This is a genomic window from Candidatus Poriferisocius sp., assembly GCF_965204145.1.
In the GTDB taxonomy this organism is placed as follows: Bacteria; Actinomycetota; Acidimicrobiia; order Acidimicrobiales; family Bin134; genus Poriferisocius.
In genome coordinates, this window is record NZ_OZ241977.1 from 642,663 (window position 1) to 661,238 (window position 18,576).

Genomic DNA, 18,576 nt, shown 5'->3' on the forward strand with positions numbered 1-18,576 from the left:
GTTTGACGGTAACCTGCTTTCATGGCCCCACTGCGGATACGGGTGTATGGCGACCCGGTTTTGCGGCGCGTGGCCGAGGAAGTGACCGACATCGACGGGGCCATGGCCGACTTGTGCCAGGAGATGCTCACCGCTATGTACGAGGCGCCCGGCATCGGTTTGGCCGCTCCGCAGGTGGGGGTGTCGCAGCGGTTCTTCGTGTACGACTTCGGCGACGGTCCCGGCGTTTTGGTCAACCCCGAGGTCACCGAGAGCGACGGTGAGTGGACCTACAACGAGGGCTGCCTGTCGGTGCCTGAGCTGTCGTGGGAGATCGTCCGCCCCCGCAGCATCCACCTGAAGGCCTATGACCTGGACGGCAACGAGGTCACCCTCGAGGCCGAGGATCTCGAGGCCCGCCTGTTCCAGCACGAACTGGACCACCTGGAGGGCAAGATCCTGCTCGACTACCTGGACGAGGAGCAGCGCCGGGAGGCCAAGGGCATCCTGCGCCAGCGGGCGATGGGCGGGACGAACCCTTCCCCCGGCACCGGCGACGGGCTGTCGCTGCCGTGATCGGTATCTTGCTGCTGACGGGCCGGGATTGCCGTGATCGACCCGCCGGCTGACATTCGCCGGCTCGTCTACCTCGGCACTCCTCACGAGTCGGTGCCCTTTCTGGAAGCACTGGCTACGGCAGGATTCGATGTGGCCTTGGCCGTGACCCGGCCCGACAAGCGCCGGGGGCGGCGGGCGGAACCCACCCCCAGCCCGGTGAAGGCCGCTGCCCAGGAGCTGGGCATCCCGGTCTTCTCCGATGTGGACGATGTGCTGGACGCCGATGCCGATCTGGGCGTGGTGGTGGCCTTCGGGCAGATCATCAAGCCCCACGTGCTGAACCGGCTGGCCATGGTCAACGTCCATTTCTCGCTGCTGCCCCGCTGGCGGGGAGCGGCCCCGGTGGAGCGGGCCATCCTGGCCGGGGACCAGACCACCGGGGTGTGCCTGATGGAGGTGGCCGAGGGCCTGGATACCGGCCGGGTCTACCGCCGAGTCGAGATGCCCATCGCGCCCGACATCACGGCGGCGGCGCTGCGAGCTGAATTGGTGGACATCGCGGTTCCCATGCTCGTGGATGCCCTGAACGAGGGCCTTGGCGTGCCGGAGCCCCAACAGGGCGAGCCGGCCTATGCCGCCAAGATCACCCGAGACGAGCTCCGCCTCGACTGGGGGCAGTCTGCGGAGTCCTTGCATCGACAAGTCCGGGTGGGCGGGGCGTGGACGACGTGGAGGGGCAAGACCCTCAAGGTCTGGGCGGCTCACCCCGTGGAGGGATCGCAGCCGCCCGGCGAGCTCGACGGTGTCTTGGCGGGCACCGGCCAGGGACTGCTCAAGTTGGTGGAAGTGCAGGCCGAGGGCAAGTCCCGGCAAGCCGCCGAGGACTGGCTCCGGGGGGCCCGTCCCACTCTTGGCGACCGCCTCGGATCGTGAGCCGCTCCCAATCGGGGTCAGCGTCGAAGAACGCCCGGGCCGTTGCCGCCCACCTCCTCGACCGGATTGAGAGGGACAGCGCCTACGCCAACCTGGTGCTGGCCTCGGCCGACTTGCCCGACCGCGATGCCGGGCTGATCACCGAGCTGGTCTACGGGGTCACCCGCATGCGCCGGGCACTGGACCACCTCGTCGACGGGTTCGTGTCCGACCCGCCCGACCTCGCCACCCGCAACCTGCTGCGGATCGGGGCCTACCAGCTTCACATGATGGACACCCCAGCCTATGCCGCGGTGAGCGAGACCGTTGAAGCCGCGTCCCGCCGCCAACGGGGGTTCGTCAACGCGGTGCTGCGCCGGGTGGCTGATGTGGAGCCGTCCTGGCCCACAGACGCGGTTCGGTTGAGCTATCCGGATTGGATGGTGGAGCGACTGGAGGCCGATCTCGGCGGGTCAGAGGCCCATGCTGCACTGGAGCGAATGAACCAGCCCGCGCCGGTCACGGCCCGCGCCGACGGCTATGTGCAGGACCTCGCCTCCCAGTGGGTGGCTGAGCTGGTCGACCCCCAGCCGGGGGAGCGGGTGTTGGACATGTGCGCCGGCCCCGGGGGCAAGGCCACCGCGCTGGCCGGCAGATCGGCTGCGGTGGTGGCGGCTGATCATCGCCTGCATCGGGCCTCGTTGGTGGTGGCCAATGCCGCCAAGACAGGTGCGTTCCTGGCCGGAGTGGTGGCCGCTGACGGATGCCATCCGCCGTTTCGGCCCCACTCCTTCGACCGGGTGTTGGTGGACGCCCCGTGCTCCGGCTTGGGCGTGCTGGGGCGGCGGGCCGACGCCCGCTGGCGGGTGGGCCCCGATGACGTGGAGGAGCTGGCTCGCCTCCAAGCAGAGCTGGTCCGATCCGCCTTCGATCTGGCCCGCCCGGGGGGAGTGGTGGTCTACAGCGTTTGCACGATGACCGAGGCCGAGACTGCGGGAATCGACCACTTGGTGAGCCAAGAGCACCCCGATGCCGTCGCGGCCCCTATTTCTGACCGCGATCCTCGCTGGCGCTCCCATTCCCGCGGCGGCCTCATCCTTCCCCAAGACCACAACACCGACGGAATGTTCGCTGTCAAGTACCAAACCCCGGACAGATAGTCTCCCGACGATGGCCGACCAAGAAACCGCCGGGCTGGCCGACCAGCCCACCGAGCATTGACAGTCCCTCAAGGCGACCAGGCAATCCGCAGCGGTCGCATGATGGATCTGGCCTTGGAGGCGGCCCGTTCCTGTCGGCTGGTTGCCTCGCCCAATCCGTGGGTGGGCTGCGTGATCGACGCCGGTGAGGATCAGTACTTGGGGGCCACGTCGCCGCCGGGCGGAAACCACGCCGAAATCAACGCGCTGGAGGCTGCTGGCCCGCGTGCCGAAGGGGCCGACCTCTACACGACGTTGGAGCCGTGCGACCACCAGGGCCGCACCGGGCCGTGTACCGACTCCATCATCGCCGCGGGGATCGCTCGGGTCTTCGTAGCGGTGGAGGATCCCGACCCAGCGGTGTCGGGCAGGGGCATCGCGGCGCTCCAACAGGCTGGGATAGTCGTGGAAGCGGGCGTGCGGGCCGCTGAGGCTGCTGAGCTGCTCGCTCCCTATCTCAAACATCGCCGCACTGGGCGCCCCTGGGTGGTGCTGAAGCTGGCCGCAACCCTGGACGGCCGCCTGGCCGCCCCCGATGCCACCAGCCGCTGGATCACTGGGCCGGAGGCCCGATCCGACGTCCACCGGCTCCGGGCCGAGAGCGACGCAGTGCTTGTGGGGGTGGGCACTGTTCGGGCTGATGATCCTGCGCTGACAGTGCGCGACTGGCAGCCACCCACCGGAGTGACCCCTCGCCCCAGCCAGCCACAGCGAGTGGTCTTGGGCACCGCGCCGCCTGACGCCCGGGTCCACCCTGCGCTGGAGATGGAAGGACCGCTGGAGCAAGTGCTGTGCGAGCTGGGGGAGCGGGGCGTGGTCCAGCTCCTAATCGAGGGGGGCGCGGCTACCGCGGCGGCCTTCCATCAGGCCGGCTTGGTGGACCACTACGCCGTGTATCTGGCCCCAGCGTTTTTTGGCGGCGACGACGGCCATCCGATGTTCGCTGGTCCCGGGGCGCCCACCATCTCTGATTTGTGGCGAGGCGAGATCACCGGGGTTGTTCGGCTCGGTCCGGACCTGCGCATCGATCTGCGGCCCGAACTTCAGCCGGAATAGCCGGTATTGATCGCAGACCGGCAGCCGGCGGCCGGTAGCGTTGTTGCCATGCTCTCGTTGGTTCTGCCCAAGGGATCGCTGGAAAAGGCCACGTTGGAGCTCTTCGACGCGGCCGACATCCCCGTGAACCGCAGCTCGGATGTTGCCTACAGGGCCACGATCAACGACCCGCGTGTCAATGAGGTCCGCATCCTGCGGCCCCAGGAGATTCCCCGGTATGTGGCCGACGGGCTGTTCGATATGGGCATCACTGGGCGCGACTGGGTGGCCGAGACCGACAGCGAGGTGGTGTCGCTGGGTGAGCTCCACTACTCCAAGAACACCACGCGGCCGATCCGGATGGTGCTGGCGGTGCCTGATGACTCGCCCTGGAACGCGGCGGAGGACCTTCCTCAGGGCGTGAAGATCTCCAGCGAGTATCCCGCCCTTACCCAGCGGTTCTTCGACGATCTGGGCATCGAGGCCGACATCGCCCTGTCGTATGGGGCCACCGAGGCCAAGGCCCCCGACATCGTGGACGCGGTAGTGGAGATCACCGAGACCGGGCGGGCGCTGCGGGCGGCCGGTCTCAAGATCATCCACACCATCCTCACGTCCTACACCGAGCTGATCGCCAACCCGGCCAGCTACGCCGACCCCGAGCGCCGTCATGCCATGGAGCAGATCCACACCCTGCTGGGCGGGGTGCTGGAGGCCCGGGGCAAGGTGCTGGTCAAGATGAACGTGCCGTCGGCCAGCCTGGACAAGGTGATCGACCTGCTGCCGTCCATGAAGGCGCCCACGGTCAACGAGCTGTTCGGGGGCCACGGCTATGCGGTGGAGACGGTGGTGCCCAAGGCCGACATCAACGTGTTGATTCCCGATCTGCGCGACGCCGGGGCCAGCGACATCATCGAGCTCCCGTTGGCCAAGATCGTCCATTGAGCTTGGTCGGTCGCGGCGTCGCTAACCCTCGGCGGCCTCTTCTTCTGAGCCTTCCGCGTCTTCGGCGCCACCCTCCATCGCCCGGGACACCTGCACGAACGCCATGCGGATCTGGTGGAGGGCTTCTTTGAGGGTGGCCTCGTGCTCGCCGAGGCGGTCCTCCAGCCCCTCGACCAGCGTCCCAAGGGCGTCGATGGCCAAACGGGCCTCTTCCAGGTTGGGCGGCTGCTGGCTGAGGTGGATGGCCCCCAGCTCATACAGGCCCATGGCGTGGTTCCCCACCACCACTGCCGCCGGGGTGTTGGCGATCTGCTCTCGGGCTTCGGCCAGCTGCTGGGCCAGCTCCTCGGCCTGAGCCCGCTCCTCGTCGCTCAGCCCGGCCAGCGGGTCGTCGGCCTGATCTGGTGTGCCCTGCGGTGGAGGGCTTGCCGACTGCCCCCGGCCGTCGTCAACCGGCACCTCTCCACCTGGGGTCCATAGAGTGCTCATTGTCTTTCTTCGGCTCCTTTTCGCCTCGTCTGGCGTGATTGTCCCTCAACGCTGATACTGTTACCCCGCAACTTCGGCACGCAAGCGGGGTGCAATGAATCCCAGCGTGTCGGTCCCAATAGTCGAGAGAGAGGAACATGCGCATTGCAGAGCGGTGATCGGCCATAGCTTCGGCAGATGCTGAGCCCCGGATCAACGACCGGATCAGAGCAAGAGAGGTGCGGCTCGTTGGTGAGGATGGCCAGCAGATAGGCATTCGCCTTTTGCCTGAGGCATTGGACATGGCCCGTGACGCCGGCTTGGACCTGGTGGAGGTCGCTGAGAAAGCGAACCCCCCGGTGTGCCGGATCATGGACTACGGCAAGTACAAGTACGAGGCCGCCCAGCGGGCCAAGGAGTCTCGACGCAACAGCACCAACATCATCGTCAAGGAGATGAAGTACCGGCCCAAGATCGGGCCTGGCGACTTTGAAACCAAGACACGCAAGGTGCGGGGTTTTTTGGAAGAAGGCTCCAAAGTCAAGGTCACGATCATGTTCCGCGGCCGCGAGGTGCAGCATCCCGAGTTGGGGAGGCGCATTCTCGATGACATTGCCGACGAGGTAGAAGACGTGGCCAAGGTCGAGGTGTATCCAAGGCTGGACGGTCGCAACATGGTCATGGTGCTGGGGCCGGCGAAGAGAAAGTCCCGCAAACAGGCCGCCCGGTCGGCTGGCCAACCGGCCGAACAGACGGCGGCAACCGACACTGCTCAATAGATCAAATCAATCGATTGAAATGATCTCCAGCCCCCTACAGCGCAGATAACAGCTATGCCCAAGATGAAGACCCACCGAGGCGCGGCCAAGCGGTTCAAGACCACCGGCACCGGCAAGCTTCGCCGCCGCAGCGCCTACAAGAACCACATCCTCGAGAAGAAGGCCCCCAAGCGCAAGCGCCAGCTGCGCGGCCCGGCCGAGGTGTCGTCCGCCGACGCCCCGGCCGTGAAGCGCCAATTGGGCTTGTAGGGCCTGAAGCGACCAGCACGAGTCCAAGGAGAAACACACGATGGCCAGAGTCAAGCGCGCCGTCACCGCCCGCAAGCGCCGCCGGGCGGTGGTGAAGCGGGCCAAGGGGTATTACGGCAACAAGAGCCGCACCTTCCGGGGCGCCAACGAGCAGTTGATGCACAGCGGCCAGTACGCCTACCGGGATCGCCGGGCCCGCAAGGGCGAGTTCCGCCGCCTGTGGATCCAGCGCATCAACGCCGCCTGCCGCCAGAACGGCACCACCTACAGCCGGTTCATCAACGGATTGAAGCTGGCCGACGTCGAGGTCGACCGCAAGATCCTGGCCGAGCTGGCTGTGAATGATCCGGCGGCGTTCGCCGCGTTGGTGGAGGTTGCCAAGGCTGCGGCAGAGGCGGAGCAAGACACCGCCTCGGTGGGGTAGCGCTGCCCGTCAGCAAACCGCTCAGCGCCCGCAACCCTCGGGTGGCGGAACTGCGCCGCTTGGTCAATCGACGCCGAGAACGCGCCTCGGCCGGCAAGTTCGTCATCGACGGGCCGCAACTGCTGGTCGAGGCGGTTGCGGCCGATTTGGAGATCGTCGACGTGTTCACAGAGTCGGTGATCGACCTGTGGGCCGACCTGGGAGTCTCCATCGACGCTCCCACCTGGACAGTCGGCGACGGCGTGCTGGCCAGAGTCGGCTCGGTGGTCACCCCCCAAGGGGTCATGGCCACCGCCAGAATTCCCGAGATCGCCCCCATGGCCGACGGCGATTTCGCCGTCGAGCTGGCCGGAGTCGCCGACCCCGGCAACGCCGGGACCATTGTGCGCACCGCGGTGGCCGCCGGTGCCCAGGCCGTGGTGTTCAGCCCAGAATCAGTTGACCCCTGGAACCCCAAAACCGTGCGGGCCTCGGCCGGCGCGCTGTTCCGAGTGCCCCTGGCCGAAATGGGACCGAAGGGGGAGCGAGTGGGCGCCGACCCCCACCGAGGCGACCCCTACGACCAAGCCGACCTCACCGGCCCCCTCACCCTGGTGGTGGGCAACGAGGCCCACGGCCTGGACCAACTCGACCAAACCGCGTCCATAGACCGCTGGGTGTCCATCCCCATGGCCGAGTCAGTCGAATCCCTCAACGTCGCCTCCGCCACCGCCATCCTCTGCTTCGAGATCGCCCGCCAACGCCGCTGCATAGAGTAATGATCTAATACGTTAATCAACTAACGTACTAGTACACTAATATACTAGTTGACTAACGTATTAGACCACTATAGGATCGCCGCATGGCACCCGCCGCCCTGATTGACCGCGAAGCGGAGTCGGCCAAGTTGCGAGCTCTGGCTGACGGCGAGCGGCCCGCGCTGGCCCTGGTTCACGGACGCAGGCGGGTGGGCAAGACCTTTTTGCTCTCGAACCTCTGGCCCGCTGAGCGGGTGCTGTACTACTCGGCATCGGCGACGACCCCGGCCATCAATCGGCAGACCCTGTTGGATGAGGCGGCTCGTTGGTCGGGGGAGGAACTCCGGATCGAAGACCACCCCACCTGGCGCACCGTCTTCCGCACCCTGTTCGGGCTTCGTTCCGACCATCCGATCGTCATCGTCTTGGACGAGTTCCAATACCTGGCCGATGGAGAACGGGGGATGCGCGAGGTTGCTTCAGAGCTGAACGCGGTGTGGGAATCAGGGCTGTCGCGTGCCGCAGGCCTGCTGGTGGTGCTGTCGGGGTCGGCGGTGCACACGCTGGAGGCACTGGCTGCCGGTGGATCGCCGCTTTATGGGCGACTCGACGCCGTGCTTCCCCTCAGACCGTTCGACTACTACGACGCGGGCCAGATGGTCTCTCGCTACGCGCTCCGCGACCGGGTCCGGGCCTACGCCGCTTTCGGCGGGCTTCCGGCCAACCTAGCGGTGGTGGACGATGGCCGCCCGCTGAAGGAGAACATCGCCGAGTTGCTGCTGTCGCCCCACGGGGTGGTCCGGGTTCGAGTGCAAACCGAGCTTGATCAAGAGGAGGGTCTTCGCAGCACGGCGCGCTACCGAGCGGTGCTGGCCAGCATCGGGCTCGGGGCCCGTACTGCTGGCGAGATCGCGTCGGCCATGGGCCAGCAGTCCGACACGGCGCTGAAGCGGATGATCGAGCAGCTTGAGGATCTGTCGTATCTGGTGCGGGAAGTGAACTTCGGCGCCTCCCCTCAGCGGGGGGTGCGGTATCGATTGGCCGACCCGGCGACCCGGTTCCACCACGGGATCGGGCTGTGGGCAGAGTCGGCGGTGGCCGCGCTGGGACCAGAGGCGGCCTGGCGGGTGCGGATCGAGCCCGAGGCGTTTCCCAGCTATGTCGGCCGACATGTATTCGAAGACGTGGCCCGACAGGCCTGTCGGCGCTGGGGTCCCAGCCGGGGACTGCCGGCAGTGGCCGAGTGGGGCAGGTGGGCCGGTCATGACCGTTCGCGCCGAGAAGTGGAGGTGGATCTGGCTGGCCGCACTCTCGACGACACGATGGTCACCGGCTCAATCAAGTTCCGCACCCGCCCCGCCGGAGTCCGCACCTACCTGGACCATGTAGTCGCCCTGGAGCGCCTAGCCGACAGCGGCCACGGCTGGGCTCAAGAAGCCCTAGACCCGAACTCCCCCTTCTGGTTCATCTCCGCCGCCGGCTTCGCCCCCTCATTCCAAGAAACCGCCGACCCCGCCCGCGAGGTCATCTGCTGGACCATTGACGACTTGTACCCTTGAACCGAGTATTCCGATCAGCCGACGACGGGGCCGATGGCGGGTGGCTGGGCTCTGAGGGCTTGTATTTCGGCTACCGCCTCGTCGGAGAGCTCGCTGATGCCGATGAACTCCTCGAGGTTGTAGTGGAGGTTGATGATTCGCATCTCCTCGCGGCTCAACACGATGTGGTCGAGGCCGGGTTGGTGCAGGCCTCGTTGGGCTCGCTGGAGGTTGGAGAGGTCTTGGTCGAACACCAGGTTCATGGAGGCCTCCTCGGCGGGGATCACGGCTTGCACGGGCTGGGTGCGCTCGGTGCCGGGCGGTCGGCGGTCGAGGTGCAGCAGGTCCATGTAGGCGTCGTCGGGGGTGTCGCCGGGACGGGACCTGAGCACAGTGATGCTGTCGCACATCACGATCACCGTGATGTTGGGGAACAGGTTGAACTGGAACAAATCCAGCATCTGCGACTGGTCGAAGCTGTCGAGATCGAGGCCCTTTTGCCTGGTCTGAGCCCGCACTAGATCCTCCAGCACGTCGCGCACGCTGCCGCCTTCGGGAACCGGCGGACACGTTCCCGGGTTCTCGGAGTCCTGGCCGTAGCGGGCGCCCTGGGTGACGATGATGGAGTCCCAGATCTCCTGGTTCGTGGCCCCGTCGCGCAGCCGGGGGCTGGGCACCCCGTAGGGCTGGTGCAGCGAGCCGTGGCGGCCGTAGAGCCGGTTCACGGAGTTGACGTCGTCGCAGCTGGGCAGCATCTCCCGGTGGATGCCCTGCACGTGGTAGGTCTCGCTGAACGCCTCGATGAGCGTCTTCCAGTTGCACGGCAGCGGCACGGTGAGGTCGTAGGCGCAGGCGTACTCCTCCATGCGGGCCCACTCCAATAGGCCGGGGATGGCCTCCAGATAGTCGTCCAGCGGCTCGGCATCCATGTCCAGGTTCACGAACACCAGCGGCCCCCATGTGCCCACCTGCACCGGGAACAGCGGGTAGTCGTCGTTGCGCAGCGCCCCGAACCCCCGGCGCGACGGCACCTCCCGCAGCTTGCCGTCCAGCGTCCAGCTCCAGCGGTGGTAAATACAGCGCAACTCGGTCAGCCCCGACCCCGAGCCGGTGCACAGCACGTTGCCCCGGTGGCGGCACACGTTCTGGAATCCCCGCAGCACCCCGTCGTCGCCCCGCACGATGAGCACCGACAGGTTGCCCACCGAGTACTCGAACCAGTCGCCCACCGACGGCACATGATCGACCGTGCAGGCCAGCTGCCAGGCCCGGGGCCACACATGGGCCATCTCCAATTCGGCCCACTCCGGGGAGATATACCGATGGGTGGGCACCTCCACCGGTGAGCGCCGGGGCGGGACCGCCCCGATGGCCGTTCCCACCGGGGCGTCGTTGGTGAGCTCAGGGCCGATCTGGATTTTCGCCATAGCTGAACAGTAGTCAGGCCGGGCAGTCGGCCTGGCGGGCTGGTGTGGTAGTTGAGCTAGCCAGCCACGGCAGTCCCGTAGTCTTTATCCCGTATGAGTCCGGTCGAAGCCATTGTGTTCACGATCGGGGCGCTGGTCGCATTGGGCACGCTCCTCGCGGCCATCCAGACCGTGGTGGTGCCCCGAGCCGAGCGCAGCTTGTTGATCCGCTTCGTCTACGTGGGCATGGGGATCCTGTTCTCGGTGCTCGCCCGCCGCCGAAAGACCTATGAGGCCAAGGATGCGCTTCTGGCCCGCTACGCCCCGACCACGCTCATGTTCCTGCCGGTGGTTTGGGCCACCGGGGTGATCTACGGGTTCTCGCTGATGTTCTGGGCGCTGGATGTGCGCCCCTATCGCGAGGCCCTGACACTGAGCGGATGGTCGCTCACCACCCTGGGCTATCGGGTGACCACCGACTTCTTCACCTTGACGCTGGCCGGGTTCGAAGCGCTCATCGGCTTGGGCATCGTGGCGTTTTTGATCAGCTTTCTGCCCACCATGTACAGCGCGTTCAGCTCCCGGGAGGCGGCCGTGGCCCGCCTGGAGATCAGAGCCGGAACCCCGCCCACGCCCGAGGCCATGATCATCCTGGCCCACGAGACCGGCGGCCTCGAAGATATGGGGGACACCTGGACCGAGTGGGAGCACTGGTTCATCCAAATAGAAGAAACCCACCAGACCTATCCCGCATTGGCCTACTTCCGGTCGGTGCGTCCCGACCGGTCGTGGGTGACCGCGGCCGGCTGCATCCTGGACAGCGCCGCCATCATGTTGTCGACGGTGGCGGTGCCCCACGCGCCCGCTGCCCCGTTCATGATCCGGGCCGGGTACGTGGCGCTGCGCAACATCGCCGAGTTCTTCGCCATCGAATACGACCCCGACCCGCTGCCCACGGCCCCCATCACGGTGCTCCGCCACGAGTTCCACGAGACCTACGAGACCCTCCAGCGAGCCGGAGTGCCCGTGGTGGAGGACCGCGACCAGGCGTGGCGCGACTACGCCGGGTGGCGGGTGAACTACGACGACTGCCTGGTGGGGCTGGCTTCCATCACCTCGGCCCCGCCGGGCAAGTGGAGCACGGATCGGCCCTCTACCTATCACCGGCTGCCGCTGTTCTATCGCCCGCTGCGTCGTCCGCTGCCGCCCCTGTTGCGCGAGATCAGGCGCCGGGGTTTCGGCCCGGGGCGGCGGCGGTGATTTCTCTGCCGACGCCGCTGGCAGTGAGGCTGGCACCATGAAGACCCGCATCACCGAGCTTCTGAACATCGACATCCCCGTGGTGCAGGCCCCGATGGGCTACATCGCCCGGGCCCAGCTGGCCTCGGCGGTGTCCAACGCCGGAGCCATGGGCATCATCGAGACCTCCTCGGGCCAGCTCGACGACATCAAGGTGGAGATCGCCAAGATGCGCGACCTCACCGACCGCCCCTGGGGGGTGAACATCGCCCAGCTTCTGGTGCCCGACGCCACGGTCATTGATTTTGTCATTGAGCACGAAGTGGGGTTCGTGACCACCTCGGCGGGCGACCCCAATCGGTTCACCGCGATGCTGAAAGACGCTGGCATCACTGTCTTCCACGTCGTGCCCACCCTGCGAGGCGCCCTCAAGGCGGTGGACGCCGGAGTGGACGGTCTCATCGTGGAGGGGGTGGAGGGCGGCGGCTTCAAGAACCCCCACGGCTCGTCCACCATGGTGCTCACGCCGCTGGTGCGGGCCGAAGTGGACGTGCCGGTCATCGCTGCGGGGGGCATCTGCGACGGGGTGTCCATGGCGGCGGCGCTGGCCTTGGGGGCCGACGGGGTGCAGATGGGCACCAGGATGCTGTCGTCGGCCGAGTCGCCGGTTCACGACAACTGGAAGCAGGCGGTGGTGGCCGCGGCCGAGACCGACACGGTGCTGTTGAACCGGTTCGGCCGGCCCGGCATGCGGGCGCTGCGCACCGAGCTCACCGCCGAGATGGAGCACCACGACCAGGTGCAGATGCCCGGCCTCGACCGGCTTATGGACCAGTATTTCGGCGGGCAGATGGACGTGGCCGTCCCCTTCGGCGGCCAGGTGATGGGCCGCATAAACGAGGTGCGCCCGGTGGCCGACATCCTGTCGGAGGCCTGGGACCACTGCCAGGCCCGTTTGCGCCAACTCGGCCAGGCTGCTGCGGGGTAGCCGGGCGGGAGGTCGTCCTCATGCGCTCCCGCACAGTGCTCACGCTCCTGCGGCGGTCGGGCAGCCGGCTGCAACTGGTCCGCCTGCTGGGACCCGACCCCCGCGGCGTGCGCCAGTCGCTGGGGGCGCTGTGCATCCTGGCGGTGACCAGCGTGATCGCCGGGTTGGTGCTGGGACGCAGCCACGAGCGGCTGGCCGAGCTGCCCGGCCTGCTGCTCTTGGTGCCGGCGGCCATCGCGCTTCCGGGGAAGATCTTCGGAGCGCTGGGCAGTCGGCTGGGCACCGCCATCCACACCGGCACGTTCCGGCTGTCGCTGCGGTCGTCCAGCGTGGTGGGCCAAAACGTGTGGGCCTCGCTGGTCTTGACGCTCCTCATGACGCTGGTGCTGGCCCTTTTGGCCTCGGCAATGGCGTCGAACCTCGGGGTGGAGAACGCCATCGGCGTGGCCGACTACGTGGTCATCTCGGTGGTGGGCGGGATGCTGGCCTCGGTGTTCGTGCTGCTGGTGACGCTAGGCATGGCCACCGGATCGGTGCGCTGGGGCCTCGACCCCGACAACGTGACCGCCCCCATGGTGACCGCAGCCGGCGACGTGCTGGCACTGCCCGCACTCATCTTGGCCTCCTACCTGGTGCGGATCGACACCGTCACCCCGGTGATCGCCGGGCTGTTGGCGGTTGTCGCGGTTGTGTCGTCGGCCGCCGCGCTCCGCTCCAAGGCCCCCGAGCTGCGGACCGTTCTGCGGGAGTCGATCCCGGTGCTGGTGCTGGCCGGGTTCTTGTCGCTGATGGCGGGGGTGACGGTGGAGAATCGGTTCGAGGTGTTCTCCGAGCGCCCCGTGCTGCTGGTTCTGATTCCCGGCTTTCTGGCCACCGCCGGCGCCCTGGGCGGCATCTTGACCAATCGGCTGTCCAGCAAGCTTCACCTCGGCTTGATCGGCCCCTCGGTCGTGCCCCATCGGGGGGCCCGCACCGATGTGGGGGTGACCATCGGTCTGGCATTGCCGGTATTCGTGATCGTGGCCCTGGTGTCTCAGGGAGCGGGTTCGCTGGTGCATCTGGCCGGGCCGGGGGTGGAGCGGCTGGTGGGGGTGGCGCTGATCGGCGGAATCCTGGCCGTAGTCGTGGTGGTGGCCGTGGCCTACTACGGGACCATTGCCGCCGTCCGCTTCGGAATCGACCCCGACAGCGTGGGCATCCCGACGGTCACAGCGGTGCTCGACTTGGTGGGCGCCCTCACCCTGGTGTTCGCCATCGAGGCCGTTGGGGCGGGGTGAAAGGCAAATGACTGATTCCAGTGCTGATGGCTATCTTGGAGAGACCTGACAATGGACGATAAACCCCGCAACCTTCGGGCCATGCTCGCCGAGGCCAAAGACCTCTCCGAGCTGATGGTCGATTTGGCCTACGCCGCCCTGTACTTCGGCGACCCGGACATGGCCACCGAGGTGGACGAGCTCGAGGTGCAGATGACCGAGCTGGTCAAAGACATGCGGGCGGTGTGCATCATGGCGGTTCGCCATCCCCGCGAGGCCGACGGCATGTCGTCGGTGCTCCAGGTGATCAGCGCCATCGAGCGGATCGCCAACGATGCGGTGGACATCTCCCGCATCGTGACCCGCCGCCTGGGCATTCCCGCCGAGCTGGTGGCCGACTTGTCCAGCGCCGAGGAGATATCCCACCGGCTGGTGGTACACGAGGGATCCCACATGGTGCGCCGCCCCCTGGGCGATTTGGAGCTGCCCGTGGTGGCCGGAATGCGGGTCATGGCCATCCGGCGAGAACGCAGCTGGATCACCGACGTGCGCGGCGACCAGCTCTTGATGCCCGGCGACGTGCTGTTTTTGCGGGGCTCGCCCGATGGCATCATGCGCCTGCACCAGCTGGCCGCCGCGCCCATGTGGGAGGAGCCGGTGGCCCCCGAAGATCCCTGGATCTCGGATCTGGATCGGGCGGTGGACGTGCTGGTGGAGATGAAGGACCTGTCGGAGGCCGCGGTGGGGCTGGCCTATTCGGCGCTGGTCCTCAAGGATCGGGGCTTGGCCGCTCAGGTGCGGCTTCTGGAGGGACGCCTTGACGAGATGAACCACCAGTTGGAGCTGTGGGTGCTGCGGGCCGCGTCCAACAACATCGACCCCTCGCCGCTGCGGGGCCTGCTGCATCTCGGCCAAGCCGCCGAGGACATAGGTGATCAGGCCCGCCAGATGATCTCGCTGGTGGAACTCGGCGAAGAGGTCCACCCCATCTTGGAGATCGCCCTCGGCGACTCCGACGAGGTGGTGGTCGAGCTGCCCGTGGCCCGCCTCAGCGGCGCCGACGGGACCTCGCTCAAGGAGCTGGCCCTCAACATCGAGCCCGGCTTCACCGTGCTGGCCATCCGCCGAGCCGGCCGCTACATCTACCGCCCCCGAGGCAGCGCCGCCCTCTATGCCGGCGACGAGATCATCGCCAGCGGCCCCGACGAAGGCCGCGAAGCCCTAGCCGAACGCTTCGGCTGGAACCTGGTGCGAGAAGAAGAAGGCGTAGAAGACGAACTCCAGCCCATGGGTTCGTAAACCGCCCCGCGGCCCATCACTGGTCCCGCCAGCCCAATAGCGATTGCCGATACTGCAACAGCGAGGATTCCAACTTCTCGGCCGACAAGCCCTCCTCGTCGGCCAGCCGCTTCAGCTCCACCATCTTCCCCACGGTCTTCCGCCAAACCCGCTCATTGTGCTCACTGCGCAGCTGCCAACGGCCGGCATACCACCGCTCATCCTGCTGCACCATCACCCAGCCCCGCCCACCGCGTCCGCATACATACCGTTCCCCACATTCCCGCAGGTCACAGCCCTAGGTTCCATACCACAACCCTACCGACGCCTATGACAGCTTCTTGCCAGCATCCCGCACTGGTAGGTTGCGAAACTGATATTGTCTGAAAATTCATAAAAGACTCTTGACCGAACCGGTCTTGATGTGGGCATACTTGCTGGGTGATGACACCGGTTTTGGTGCGGTTCAGCAAGAAGCAAGTCGAGGCGATTGACCTCTTGGTGGCCGAAGGAGTGGGGGAGTCCCGCCCCGAAGTGATCCGCCTGGCGGTGGAGAGCCTGGACGAGGCCATTTGCCGGACGCGGACCAATCTGGAGATCGAACACCAGCGCTCCGAGCGTGGGCCCGAGGAGATCGCGGCCATGGCTGTGGAAATCGCCCTAGCCGGACGCGAGCGATGGGTGTGGGCTGAGGATGGTCGGTGCATCCCTGAGCAGGCAGCCGAAGAGCAGGGAATCCCCATTGGCCAATGCCCTCCCCGCCCCAGCCTGGTTCAAGACAAGGCCACCGACAGAATCCGGCTGAAGTTCAGCAAAGGGCAGCATGAGGCGATCGACCGCCTGGCAGCCGAGGAGGTCGGAGTCACTCGCCCCGAAGCAATCCGCCGAGCAGTAGAGCGCTTGGCCCATATCGTCCACCGATCCCGCTGCATCGACGAGGAGATAGCCGAGTTTGAACGCCAGCCGCCCGAGACAGAAGCCGAGATTGCAGCAGGATTCGCCGCCACAAGGGCCGTCATCCAAGCTGAGCCGTGGGTGTGGACTGAGGACAACGAGCTAGTCCCGAAGGATGTGGCCATTGAACAGGGAATTCCCATCGGCACAGGCCCTCCCCGCCCTCGACCAGATTGGGGAGACCACTGGCCAGGGGAATGATGCAGCAAGGTCAGATATGGCTCATGGAGCAGCCCGACCAGGAAGGTCGGCCAGCAATATTGGTTTCTCGAGATTGGGCCATTTTCAACCTGAACAAGGTGATGGTGGCTCCGGTGACCAGGACGCCTCACACAGCTCCAACGTGCATGCCGGTCGGGCCCAGCGCAGGCCTCAGATACGACAGCGTGGCCACGTTTGACAACCTCACCTCAGTGTCAAGATCGGTCTTGACACAACAACTCGGGGAACTTGACTTCGAGGGCCGAAGACAGATGTGCGACGCCCTCCGCGCCATAGCTGAATGCTGAACCTGCACAGGTCTACATCCGCAGGGGTGTAGGGACTACCGCCGAAGGCTTGGGAGGCTCTTGCCAAGGGGGCCGCAAGTAATTTCGCTCGGTGTCGGGGTGTTTTTCGACTTTCCAGTTTCGGTGGTGGACTTTTTGGTGGCAGTCGTGGCAGACCAGTACGAGGTTGTCGGGTTGGGTGGGGCCTCCGTGTTGCCATTCCACGATGTGGTGGGCCACGCACCATTCGGGTTCTTTGCGGCAGCCGATGCAGCCTTGGTCTCGGGCTTCGAGGGCGGCTCGCAGGGCGAAGTTGGGGTGGCGGCTGGTCGAGCCCATCCAGATGGGCTCGGTGTTCGCTTCTTTGAACAGGCCGCACAAGATGTCGGCGTCGCAGGCCAGGCGGTGGAACTCGCTTGGCGGAAGCGGGGTTCCGTCAGCCAGCCGGGGGCGGCCCAGCTTGTCGTCCACCAGGTCGTAGTCGGCCATCAACAACAGCGTGGTGCCCTGGGGCTGCTCGCTGCCGTCGGCGGAGATCGTGCGGGTGATGAGCCGTTCCAGAGCATCGGCCCGACGGTGCCGATCGGCGGTGTGCTCGCGGCGGTTGTCGGTACGCCAGTCGTCGGTCGCCTTGTTCAGCGACTTGCGGATCCGCGCCGCCGCGACCGGGTCGAACAGGGCGAAAAGCTGCCACATCCCGTCATCGCGCTCTGAGAACCTGGCCGTGCGAGCCTTGCGCTGGCGCTCAAAACGCTTGGCCCCGTCATCGCCGGCCATTTCGTTTTGATGGTCGCGCACCGTCTTGCGCAACTGCTCCGGCGTCTGCGTCTCAGCCGCAGCCAGCATCTTGGCCTCATCCAGCGGCCCATTCTGAGCCGCGGTCCCCAAGATCCGGGCGTGCTCTGTGTTGATCCGGCTGTCGACCAAGGCGTCTCGGGTGGCTGCCAGCTTGTCCAACTGCTCGGCATCGCGCATCGTGCGGTCAGCCTGATGCCTCGACTGGCGCAACTCCGCCTTCAAAGAGTTCGCAGCGTCAAAGGAACTGCTGCGCCGAGTCTTCTCAGCCACCACCTCGGCCAAGAACCCCTCCAACCGATTACGGGCCTGCCCAATCCGCCGCAGCCGCAAATCCAAAGCAGCATCGTCCAACCCGGACACGTCCACCGCATCAACATGCACGCCATTCCCGGCATTCCCGCAGGTCACAGCCCCAAAATCCATGCAACAATCCTACCGACGCCTGTGACAGCTTCTCTTTGCGAAGTGTCTCATTCCTCCCGCTTGGGCCAGCATCTAGCACGCGAAGTAGAAGGCCTAGACCACGACCTCAACCCCCTTGGCTCGGGAATTGTAAAAATAACTGAAAATATCTGAAAGTTCCTTGACCTAACTGGTTCCTGTATGGGCATACTGGCCAGGTGCAATCTCCGTATCGGTGTAGGCTGGCTTGGTGCCCCGTAAGGAAAAGACGGTGAAAGAACTAGCGGCCACGCCTGTTCAGCGCCCTGAAGATGTGCTTTCTCAAGATGCGCTCGATGAGGTAGACCGCAAGTTCGCACAGGCAGAAGCCGATGCCGAGGAGCGCCTGGCCGATGAGTCGGCTTGGGAGAACGCCCTGACGGTTGACGAGGTGCGCGAATTGGCTCGCCGAGCCGGGCGAGGCGAGAAGGTCAGTTTCGAAAAGCCTCAATAATGTCATGGCGGGTGATGGACCCACACGGGTGTGTGGATATGTGGGCCATCGGCAAAAGCGACCAGGAGCGTCTCCGTTTGCTAAATGGCATTGCCGATTTGGCTGATCGGCCATTGTCCCAGCTTCCCGGCCTGCGGGCTATAGGCCAGTCACCGATGAGCAGGTGGACAATCATTAGTTCGACGGTGGTGTTTATTCGCGTATATGAGAACGCTGGGGTGTTCGACCTGATGGACCTGCAAGATTTCTAGTCTCCAGCAAGCAATGTGCGACGCCCTCCGCGCCATGGCTGAATGCTGAATCTGGCCAGCGCTTTCTGACTGACATCCAGCGCCGCTGAGCCGACAGCAACCCTCTCGGCAGAATGGGCTCAATTTGCTGAGGCCCGTTATCTTCTCCCGCCTTAGACTTGCCCCGGCAAAACGATTCCCGCCCATCCCCTCACCGATCT

The 18,576-nt window shown here is 66.0% G+C and carries 21 protein-coding genes; 17 read left to right on the forward strand and 4 right to left on the reverse strand.

What is annotated here, in order from left to right; genetic code table 11:
- Positions 1 to 21: 21 nt before the first annotated feature.
- From def to hisG, 5 genes are read left to right on the forward strand one after another with little or no spacing between them, the layout of a single operon-like run.
- Positions 22 to 555, forward strand: a complete 534-nt coding sequence (gene def / locus ACOGI7_RS02795) for a peptide deformylase (protein ID WP_419850410.1) — start codon at positions 22 to 24, stop codon at positions 553 to 555.
- Positions 556 to 588: 33 nt separating this feature from the next.
- Positions 589 to 1,470, forward strand: coding sequence for a methionyl-tRNA formyltransferase (locus ACOGI7_RS02800; protein WP_419850411.1), 882 nt, complete (start codon positions 589 to 591; stop codon positions 1,468 to 1,470).
- Complete coding sequence (locus ACOGI7_RS02805; RefSeq protein ID WP_419850412.1) at positions 1,467 to 2,609, forward strand: transcription antitermination factor NusB; 1,143 nt, start codon at positions 1,467 to 1,469, stop codon at positions 2,607 to 2,609. The genes ACOGI7_RS02800 and ACOGI7_RS02805 overlap by 4 nt, the downstream gene beginning before the upstream one ends.
- Before the next feature lie 57 nt (positions 2,610 to 2,666).
- Positions 2,667 to 3,704, forward strand: a complete 1,038-nt coding sequence (gene ribD / locus ACOGI7_RS02810) for a bifunctional diaminohydroxyphosphoribosylaminopyrimidine deaminase/5-amino-6-(5-phosphoribosylamino)uracil reductase RibD (RefSeq protein ID WP_419850413.1) — start codon at positions 2,667 to 2,669, stop codon at positions 3,702 to 3,704.
- Positions 3,705 to 3,752: 48 nt separating this feature from the next.
- Positions 3,753 to 4,628, forward strand: a complete 876-nt coding sequence (gene hisG / locus ACOGI7_RS02815) for an ATP phosphoribosyltransferase (protein ID WP_419850414.1) — start codon at positions 3,753 to 3,755, stop codon at positions 4,626 to 4,628.
- Positions 4,629 to 4,649: 21 nt separating this feature from the next.
- On the opposite strand, the gene ACOGI7_RS02820 is transcribed toward hisG, so the two are convergent.
- Positions 4,650 to 5,117, reverse strand: a complete 468-nt coding sequence (locus ACOGI7_RS02820; protein WP_419850415.1) for a DUF1844 domain-containing protein — start codon at positions 5,115 to 5,117, stop codon at positions 4,650 to 4,652.
- A gap of 191 nt (positions 5,118 to 5,308) precedes the next feature.
- On the opposite strand from ACOGI7_RS02820, the gene infC reads away from it, so the two are divergent.
- From infC to ACOGI7_RS02845, 5 genes are all read left to right on the forward strand, one after another.
- Complete coding sequence (gene infC, locus ACOGI7_RS02825) at positions 5,309 to 5,875, forward strand: translation initiation factor IF-3 (RefSeq protein ID WP_419851444.1); 567 nt, start codon at positions 5,309 to 5,311, stop codon at positions 5,873 to 5,875.
- Positions 5,876 to 5,929: 54 nt separating this feature from the next.
- Complete coding sequence (rpmI, locus tag ACOGI7_RS02830) at positions 5,930 to 6,124, forward strand: 50S ribosomal protein L35 (protein ID WP_419850416.1); 195 nt, start codon at positions 5,930 to 5,932, stop codon at positions 6,122 to 6,124.
- 40 nt (positions 6,125 to 6,164) lie between these two features.
- Positions 6,165 to 6,548, forward strand: a complete 384-nt coding sequence (gene rplT / locus ACOGI7_RS02835) for a 50S ribosomal protein L20 (RefSeq protein ID WP_419850417.1) — start codon at positions 6,165 to 6,167, stop codon at positions 6,546 to 6,548.
- 41 nt (positions 6,549 to 6,589) lie between these two features.
- Positions 6,590 to 7,306 carry a TrmH family RNA methyltransferase gene (locus ACOGI7_RS02840; protein ID WP_419850418.1) on the forward strand — a complete coding sequence of 239 codons (717 nt, stop codon included), beginning with the start codon at positions 6,590 to 6,592 and terminating at the stop codon, positions 7,304 to 7,306.
- Positions 7,307 to 7,389: 83 nt separating this feature from the next.
- Entirely contained in the window at positions 7,390 to 8,844 is a 1,455-nt protein-coding gene (locus ACOGI7_RS02845; RefSeq protein WP_419850419.1) for an AAA family ATPase, read from the forward strand.
- Between the two features lie 14 nt (positions 8,845 to 8,858).
- Here ACOGI7_RS02845 and ACOGI7_RS02850 read toward each other — a convergent pair whose 3' ends face one another.
- Entirely contained in the window at positions 8,859 to 10,250 is a 1,392-nt protein-coding gene (locus ACOGI7_RS02850) for an aromatic ring-hydroxylating oxygenase subunit alpha (RefSeq protein WP_419850420.1), read from the reverse strand.
- Positions 10,251 to 10,343: 93 nt separating this feature from the next.
- Between ACOGI7_RS02850 and ACOGI7_RS02855 the strand changes: the two genes are divergently transcribed.
- Genes ACOGI7_RS02855 through ACOGI7_RS02870 form a run of 4 tightly spaced genes read left to right on the forward strand, consistent with a single transcriptional unit; the run spans position 10,344 to position 15,011 of the window.
- Entirely contained in the window at positions 10,344 to 11,489 is a 1,146-nt protein-coding gene (locus ACOGI7_RS02855) for a hypothetical protein (RefSeq protein WP_419850421.1), read from the forward strand.
- Between the two features lie 37 nt (positions 11,490 to 11,526).
- Entirely contained in the window at positions 11,527 to 12,456 is a 930-nt protein-coding gene (locus ACOGI7_RS02860; protein ID WP_419850422.1) for an NAD(P)H-dependent flavin oxidoreductase, read from the forward strand.
- 20 nt (positions 12,457 to 12,476) lie between these two features.
- Positions 12,477 to 13,733 (forward strand): magnesium transporter, encoded by a 1,257-nt coding sequence (locus ACOGI7_RS02865; RefSeq protein WP_419850423.1) that lies wholly within the window; start codon positions 12,477 to 12,479, stop codon positions 13,731 to 13,733.
- A gap of 51 nt (positions 13,734 to 13,784) precedes the next feature.
- Positions 13,785 to 15,011, forward strand: a complete 1,227-nt coding sequence (locus ACOGI7_RS02870; protein ID WP_419850424.1) for a potassium channel family protein — start codon at positions 13,785 to 13,787, stop codon at positions 15,009 to 15,011.
- A gap of 16 nt (positions 15,012 to 15,027) precedes the next feature.
- Here the strand turns inward: ACOGI7_RS02870 and ACOGI7_RS02875 are convergent, their stop codons facing one another.
- Positions 15,028 to 15,228: a hypothetical protein gene (locus ACOGI7_RS02875; RefSeq protein WP_419850425.1), complete on the reverse strand. Its 201-nt coding sequence runs from the start codon at positions 15,226 to 15,228 to the stop codon at positions 15,028 to 15,030.
- A 206-nt stretch (positions 15,229 to 15,434) separates the two neighbouring features.
- Between ACOGI7_RS02875 and ACOGI7_RS02880 the strand changes: the two genes are divergently transcribed.
- Positions 15,435 to 16,145 carry a hypothetical protein gene (locus ACOGI7_RS02880; protein WP_419850426.1) on the forward strand — a complete coding sequence of 237 codons (711 nt, stop codon included), beginning with the start codon at positions 15,435 to 15,437 and terminating at the stop codon, positions 16,143 to 16,145.
- Positions 16,145 to 16,453, forward strand: a complete 309-nt coding sequence (locus ACOGI7_RS02885) for a type II toxin-antitoxin system PemK/MazF family toxin (protein WP_419851445.1) — start codon at positions 16,145 to 16,147, stop codon at positions 16,451 to 16,453. The genes ACOGI7_RS02880 and ACOGI7_RS02885 overlap by 1 nt, the downstream gene beginning before the upstream one ends.
- Positions 16,454 to 16,465: 12 nt before the next feature.
- Here ACOGI7_RS02885 and ACOGI7_RS02890 read toward each other — a convergent pair whose 3' ends face one another.
- Entirely contained in the window at positions 16,466 to 17,653 is a 1,188-nt protein-coding gene (locus tag ACOGI7_RS02890) for a DUF222 domain-containing protein (RefSeq protein WP_419850427.1), read from the reverse strand.
- Positions 17,654 to 17,882: 229 nt separating this feature from the next.
- Here ACOGI7_RS02890 and ACOGI7_RS02895 point away from each other — a divergent pair, with 229 nt between their 5' ends.
- The gene (locus ACOGI7_RS02895; RefSeq protein ID WP_419850428.1) at positions 17,883 to 18,125 is read left to right on the forward strand and encodes a hypothetical protein; all 243 of its coding nucleotides are present in this window, start codon (positions 17,883 to 17,885) and stop codon (positions 18,123 to 18,125) included.
- The last annotated feature ends 451 nt before the right edge of the window (positions 18,126 to 18,576 follow it).